The organism is Acidocella sp. MX-AZ02, from assembly GCF_000306035.1.
GTDB lineage: Bacteria > Pseudomonadota > Alphaproteobacteria > Acetobacterales > Acetobacteraceae > Acidocella > Acidocella facilis.
This window is the reverse complement of the sequence record NZ_JH976210.1, coordinates 345,090-351,413: the sequence shown is the minus strand read 5'-3', so window position 1 is coordinate 351,413 and position 6,324 is coordinate 345,090. Positions and strand designations below refer to the sequence as shown.

At 71.1% G+C, this 6,324-nt stretch carries 7 protein-coding genes; 6 read left to right on the top strand and 1 reads right to left on the bottom strand.

Features of this window, described 5'->3' with window-relative positions:
• The 5 genes from MXAZACID_RS16300 to cobJ form a co-directional block, all read left to right on the top strand.
• Window positions 1-1,099, top strand: a 1,099-nt coding sequence (locus MXAZACID_RS16300) for a cobaltochelatase subunit CobN (RefSeq protein WP_008495617.1), incomplete at its 5' end; no start/stop codon positions are given.
• On the top strand, window positions 1,096-2,193 hold the full coding sequence (locus MXAZACID_RS16295; protein WP_008495616.1) for a precorrin-3B synthase: 1,098 nt from the start codon (window positions 1,096-1,098) through the stop codon (window positions 2,191-2,193). The genes MXAZACID_RS16300 and MXAZACID_RS16295, both read left to right, overlap by 4 nt.
• The gene (locus tag MXAZACID_RS16290) at window positions 2,193-2,822 is read left to right on the top strand and encodes a precorrin-8X methylmutase (protein ID WP_008495615.1); all 630 of its coding nucleotides are present in this window, start codon (window positions 2,193-2,195) and stop codon (window positions 2,820-2,822) included. Before MXAZACID_RS16295 ends, MXAZACID_RS16290 begins: the two co-directional genes overlap by 1 nt.
• 3 nt (window positions 2,823-2,825) lie before the next feature.
• Window positions 2,826-3,545 (top strand): precorrin-2 C(20)-methyltransferase, encoded by a 720-nt coding sequence (locus tag MXAZACID_RS16285; protein ID WP_008495614.1) that lies wholly within the window; start codon window positions 2,826-2,828, stop codon window positions 3,543-3,545.
• Window positions 3,542-4,276, top strand: a complete 735-nt coding sequence (gene cobJ / locus MXAZACID_RS16280; RefSeq protein WP_008495613.1) for a precorrin-3B C(17)-methyltransferase — start codon at window positions 3,542-3,544, stop codon at window positions 4,274-4,276. The genes MXAZACID_RS16285 and cobJ overlap by 4 nt, the downstream gene beginning before the upstream one ends.
• Here cobJ and MXAZACID_RS16275 read toward each other — a convergent pair.
• Window positions 4,252-5,007: a cobalt-precorrin-6A reductase gene (locus MXAZACID_RS16275; RefSeq protein WP_008495612.1), complete on the bottom strand. Its 756-nt coding sequence runs from the start codon at window positions 5,005-5,007 to the stop codon at window positions 4,252-4,254. The genes cobJ and MXAZACID_RS16275 overlap by 25 nt on opposite strands.
• A gap of 41 nt (window positions 5,008-5,048) precedes the next feature.
• Here MXAZACID_RS16275 and MXAZACID_RS16270 point away from each other — a divergent pair.
• Window positions 5,049-6,324, top strand: a 1,276-nt coding sequence (locus MXAZACID_RS16270; RefSeq protein ID WP_008495611.1) for a bifunctional cobalt-precorrin-7 (C(5))-methyltransferase/cobalt-precorrin-6B (C(15))-methyltransferase, incomplete at its 3' end; no start/stop codon positions are given.

Below are 6,324 nucleotides of genomic sequence, written 5' to 3'. Positions count from 1 at the left end.
CACCGGCCGCAACATGTTCGCGCTGGACCCGCGCGCCGTGCCCACCCGCGCCGCCCACGCGCAAGGGGTGAAGCTGGCGGAGGAAATCCTGCGCCGGCATCTGCAGGAGCAAGGCGACTGGCCGAAGAGCCTGTTGGTGGATCTCTGGGGCTCGGCCACCATGCGCACCGCCGGCGAGGAATTCGCCATGGCGCTGCATCTGGCCGGCCTCGCCCCGCTTTGGGAGGAAAGCGGCCGGGTCTCCGGCTTTGAGATTTTGCCCCCGGCGCTGCTGGGCCGCCCGCGCATCGATGTGACGCTGCGCCTCTCCGGCCTGTTCCGGGATGTGTTCGCCCACCTCGCCCAGCTCTTCGCCGCCGGGGCGCAGGCACTGGCCGCGCGCGAGGAAGCCCCAGGCGAAAACCCCTATATCACCCAGGCCCCGCGCATCTTCGCCCCGCGCCCCGGCCAGTACGGGCTGCAGATGGGCGAGGCCCCGACCATCTTCACCGACGAAGCCCGCGCCGCCGCCGGGGAAGCCTGGCTGGCGGGGGCGAGCTGGTCGATCGGCACGGATGGCGTTGCCCAGGAAACGCCCGAGGCGCTGCGCGCGCGCCTGGCGGGCACGGATGGCTTCGTACACGCCCAGGACCTGCCGGAGACGGACCTGCTGCTCGCGGCCGATTACGCCACTCAGGAAGGCGGCATCGTCGCCGCCTTGGCGCAAATGGGGCTGAACGCGCCGCCGCTCTATCATCTGGACAGCACCCGTCCCGAGGCCCCGCGCGCCCGGCTGCTGGGCGAGGAAATCGCCCGGGTGGTGCGCGCCCGTGCCGCCAACCCGGCCTGGGTGGCGGGGATGCGGCGCCACGGCTTTCGCGGCGGGGCGGAGCTGGCGGCGACCCTCGACCATCTGGCCGCCTTCGCCAACCTCACCCGCGACGTGCCGGGGCATCTGTTCGACCTCTATTTCGCCGCCACGCTGGGCGAGCCGGAGGTGGTGGCGTTTCTGCAAGCGCAAAACCCCGCCGCCCTGGCGCGGCTGCGCGATGTCTTTTCCCGTCTGCGCGAGGCCGGGCTATGGGCGACGCGCAATAACGAAATCCTGGCGTCCTTATGAGCGGGCCGGTGAAAGGCTGGTGCCCCGGCGCGCATCGGCCGATGCAGGCGGCGGACGGGTTGATCCTGCGCATCCGCCCGAAGCTGGGGCGGCTGACGGCGGCGCTGGCGCAAGGTCTGGCGGCGCTGGCGCAGGCCGAGGGGCAGAGCCATCTGGCACTGACCTCGCGGGCCAATCTGCAATGGCGCGGGGTGAAATCGCAGCGCTACGAAACCATCATGGCGGGTCTGGACGCGCTGGGTCTGCTGGATGCGGACGCCGCCCAGGAGCAGGCGCGCAACATGCTGCTCACCCCGTTCTGGGCAGAGGGCGACGGCACGCTGGAACTGGCCGAAGCGCTGACCGCCGCCTTGCCCAACTTCCCCGCCCTGCCGGGCAAGTTCGGCTTCGCCCTCGATACCGGCCCGGCCCCCGTGCTGGCTGAGATCTCCGCCGATATCCGGCTGGAGCGTGACGCTGCCGGCGGGCTGCTGGTGCGGGCCGATGGCGCAATGCTCGGCGAATCGGTGACGGCGCAAACCGCAATTCCGGCCATAAGGAAATTGGCGGACTGGTTTCTGGCCCAGGGCGGCGCGCCGGGCGGGCGCGGGCGGATGCGCGGGCTGACCCGCGCCGGCGCCCTGCCGCGAGGACTGAACGCCTCCCCCGCCGCAAAAACGGGCCAAACGCCCCCTCTCGCCAGCTTTGCCTTTGGCGAGTTGCCGGTGGAGAGCCTCGCCGCTCTGGCCGGGCTGGGCACAGAGCTGCGACTCACCCCCTGGCGTGCTCTCTATCTGCCGGGGCTCACCGGCTTGCCCGCTTTGCCGGGGCTGATCGGCGCGGAGGATCCCTTACAGCGCACCTTCGCCTGCACCGGCGCGCCAGGCTGTGCCGAGGGCTTCGCCCCCACCCGCGCGCTGGCAACCGCGCTCGCCGCGCACCTGCCGGCGGGCAAAACCCTGCATGTCTCGGGCTGCGGCAAGCTCTGCGCGCATCCGGGCCGGTGTGATGTCACCCTCATCGCTGCCCCTGACGGGTTTCACCTGAATGACGGCCCAGGGCTTGACCCGGCGGCGCTGCTCAGCCACCCCCGGCGGGTCTTTGGAACGCCGTAATGCCGCATCTCTATGAAACCGATGGCGCCGCCATCTACCGCCAATCCTTCGCCACCATCCGGGCGGAGGCGGATCTCGCCCGTTTCTCCCCCGCCGAGGAAGGCGTGGTGGTGCGGATGATCCATGCGCTGGGGCTGGTCGGGCTGGAGGCGCATGTGGCGTTTACCCCCGGCATGGTCGAGGCGGCGCGGGCGGCATTGGCCCAGGGCGCGCCGATTCTCTGCGATGCGCGCATGGTCAGCGAGGGCATCACCCGCCCGCGTTTGCCCGCCAAGAACCGCATCATCTGCACCCTGCACGACCCAAGCGTGCCGGCGCTGGCCCAACAGATGGGCACCACCCGCAGCGCCGCGGCGCTCGAACTCTGGCGGCCGGATCTGGCCGGCGCGGTGGTGGCGATCGGCAATGCGCCGACGGCTCTGTTTCACCTGCTCAACATGCTGGAAGACCCATCCTGCCCGCGCCCGGCGGCGATCATCGGCTGCCCGGTCGGCTTCGTCGGCGCCGCCGAATCCAAGGCGGCGTTGATGGCCGCCCCGCCCTGCCCGGCGCTGTCGGTCGCCGGGCGGCTCGGCGGCTCGGCGGTCAGCGTGGCGGCGATCAACGCCATCGCCAGCACGGCGGAATAATCCATGGGCAAGATCATCTGCGCCGGGCTGGGGCCGGGCGATCCGGATTTGATGAGCCTGCGCGCTGCCCGCGCGGTGCAGGGGGCAGCCCATATCGCCTATTTCCGCAAGGCCGGCCGGCCCGGCCAGGCCCGGCGCATCGTGCAGGGCCTGCTGGCCCCGGGCTGCGTGGAATATGCGATGGAATATCCCGTCACCACCGAGCTGCCCGCCGACAGCCCCGAATACATCGCCGCCTTGCACGAATTTTACGAGGATTGGGCGGCGCGGCTGGAGGTGCTGGCGCGGGATCGCGACATCGTCGTGCTGTGCGAGGGCGATCCGTTTTTCTATGGCTCCTTCATGCATCTGCATGTGCGGCTGCAAGGCAAGGTGGAGATCGAGGTGATCCCCGGCATCACCGGCATGTCCGGCTGCTGGACCGCCACCGGCACGCCGATCACCTGGGGCAATGACATTCTCACCATCCTCCCCGGCACGCTCCCCCAAGCCGAGCTGGCGCGGCGCATGGGCGAGAGCGATGCCTTCGTGGTGATGAAGACCGGCCGCAATTTGCCGAAAATCCGCGCGGCTCTGGCGCAGGCCGGGCGGCTGGAGCAGGCGGTGCTGGTCGCGCACGGCACCAGCGCGCAGCAGCGCATCGTCCGGGTGGCGGAGATGCCGGAGGGGGACTGCCCCTATTTCGCGATCGTCCTCGCCCATGGCGGGCGCAACCGGGCATGAGCGGCTGGCTGGCCATTGCCGGGCTGGGGCCGGGGGATGACGCGCTGATCACCCCCGAGGTGAGCGCCGCGCTGGCGCAGGCCAGCGATGTACTGGGCTATATCCCTTACGTCGCGCGCATCGCCCCGCGCCCAGGGCTGGCCCTGCACCCTTCCGATAACCGCGAGGAGCTGGACCGGGCCCGCCACGCGCTGCGCCGGACGCAGGCGGGGGGCAAGGTGGTGATTGTCTCCTCCGGTGATCCCGGTGTGTTCGCGATGGCGGCGGCTGTGTTCGAGGTGCTGGAAGAGGAGCCGGGCTGGGCGGAGCTGGACATCCGGGTGCTGCCCGGCATCACCGCCATGCTCGCCGCCGCCGCCAGGGCCGGCGCGCCGCTGGGGCATGATTTCTGCGCCATCAATCTCTCCGATAATCTGAAGCCCTGGCCGGTGATCGAAAAGCGCCTGCGGATGGCCGCCCAGGCGGATTTCGCCATGGGCTTCTATAATCCGCGCTCGAAATCCCGGCCCGAGGGATTTGGCCGGGTGCTTTCGGTGCTGCGGGAGGAATGCGCGCCGGGGCGGCTGGTGATCTTCGCCCGCGCGGTGAGCACGCCGGAAGAGCGGATCAGCGTGGTGACGCTCTCCGAGGCGACGCCGGAGATGGCCGATATGCGCACCATCGTGCTGCTCGGCAACAGCCAGACGAGGCGCGTGGGCCGCTTCGTCTATACCCCGCGTTCGGCGCCATGAGCGAGCCAGGCCAGCACCGCCTCCGGGCTTTGCACAATGCGGCGCGCCGGCAGCGCCGGGCGCTCGACCATCAATATCTTCACCCCCAGCGCCCGCGCCGCCGCCAGCTTGGCCGCCGCGCCGATCCCGCCGGCATTCTTGGCGACGAGATGGGTGATGCGATGGGCGCGCAGCAGCGCCAGATCATTTTCCAGGCTGAACGGGCCACGATCGACCACCCAGGCCGCATCCCGGAAAGGCAAGGGCGCAACAGGCGCATCCACCAGCCGGAGCAGATAGAAATGGTCCTGGCGGGCGGCGAAAAGATCGAGATTTTGTTTGCCGATGGCCAGGAACACGCGCGCGGGGCGTTCCGGCAGCGCGGCGGCGGCCTCCTCCAGCGTGGCGAGGCTCTGCCAGTCATCGCTGTGCTCAGCCTGCCAGGCCGGGCGTTCCAGGGCGATCAGCTTCACCCCGGTTGCCGCACAAGCTTCGATGGCGTTGCGGCTCATTTGCGCGGCGAACGGGTGGGTGGCGTCGATCAAGTGCGTGATGCCATGGGCGCGCAGATAATCCGCCAGCCCCGCCACCCCGCCAAAGCCGCCGATGCGGGTGGGGAGCGGCTGCGGCCTCGGCGCCTCGGTGCGGCCGGCATAGGAGAAAACCGCGCGCAGCCCGGACTCGGCCAGCGCCCTTGCCATCTGGCTGGATTCACTGGTGCCGCCGAGCAGCAATATAATCGGGCCGTGCATGGCCGGGTTTGTGCCGCGTCCCACGGCCAGGAGGCAAGGGGATGAGCGCCTGGCTGACGATCATCGGGCTGAATGAGGACGGCCCCAGCCCCGCCGCGCGCGAGGCGCTGGCGCGGGCGGAGGTGATTTTCGGCGGGGCGCGGCATCTGGAACTGACGCAGGCGGGGGCGCGTGGACGACCCTGGCCGGTGCCGTTTTCCATCGCGCCGCTGCTGGCCTGCCGGGGGATGCAAGTGGTGGCCTTGTGCTCGGGCGATCCGTTCTGGTTCGGGGCGGGGAGCCTGCTGGCCGAGGCGTTGGCGCCGGAGGAGTGGGTGGCGCTGCCCGCCCCCTCGAACTTCGCTTTGGCGGCGGCAAAGCTGGGCTGGCGGCTGGAAGACACAATCTGCCTCGGCCTGCACGCCGCCCCTTTCGCGCAAGCGCGGGCGCATCTGCATGACGGGGCGCGGCTGCTCTGCCTGTTGCGCGGCGGCGAAGCGGTGGCACCGTTCGCGGCCTATTTAACCGAGCTGGGCTTCGGCGCCTCGCGCCTCTGGCGGCTGGAAGCTCTGGGCGGGGTGCGGGAGCGTATCACCCAGGCCAGCGCGGCGGAGATGGCGGTGCTGGGACCGGGCCTCTCGCCGGTCGCCGTGGCGGTGGAGGTGGCGGGGGCGTTGGGCCTGCCGCGCACACCGGGGCTGGCGGATTCGCTCTTCGCCCATGACGGGCAGATCACCAAGCGCCCGGTGCGCGCCCTCACATTATCCGCCCTGGCCCCCCGGCCCGGCGAGCATCTCTGGGATATCGGGCTGGGCGCGGGGTCGATTTCGATTGAATGGCTCCTGGCCGCCCCCCGCACCAGCGCCAGCGGGGTGGAGGCGGATGCCGCCCGCGCCGCACGGGCGCTGGAGAACGCCGCTGGCTTCGGCGTCGCCCAGCGCCTGCATGTTCTGGAGCGCCGCGCCCCGGACGGGCTGGAGACTCTGGCGCGGCCGGATGCCATCTTCATCGGCGGCGGCGCCAGCCAGGCGCTGCTGGAACGGCTCTGGGCGCTGGCCCCCGCCGGCACCAGGCTGGTGGCGAATGCGGTGACATTGGAGAGCGAGGCGCTGCTCACCGCCTGGTCCGCAGAGAAAGGCGGTGCGCTGCTGCGTCTGGAGCTGGCCGAGGCCGCAGCTTTGGGGGGGCAAGCGCGGCTGGGTGCCGGCCAGGCCGATCGTGCAATGGAGTGTCACGTTATGAGGGTGGCGGGGTTTGGCCTGCGTGCCGCGGTGCGCACGGAGTCGCTGCGCGCCGCGCTGGCGGCGGCGGGGGGCGAGGTGCAGGCCCTGGCCGGGA

Coding starts and splice junctions, on each gene's coding strand:
- MXAZACID_RS16290 (WP_008495615.1), top strand. CDS start 2,193: ATGCCGCATCTCTATGAAACCGATGGCGCCGCCATCTACCGCCAATCC.
- MXAZACID_RS16295 (WP_008495616.1), top strand. CDS start 1,096: ATGAGCGGGCCGGTGAAAGGCTGGTGCCCCGGCGCGCATCGGCCGATG.
- cobJ (WP_008495613.1), top strand. CDS start 3,542: ATGAGCGGCTGGCTGGCCATTGCCGGGCTGGGGCCGGGGGATGACGCG.
- MXAZACID_RS16285 (WP_008495614.1), top strand. CDS start 2,826: ATGGGCAAGATCATCTGCGCCGGGCTGGGGCCGGGCGATCCGGATTTG.
- MXAZACID_RS16275 (WP_008495612.1), bottom strand. CDS start 5,007: ATGCACGGCCCGATTATATTGCTGCTCGGCGGCACCAGTGAATCCAGC.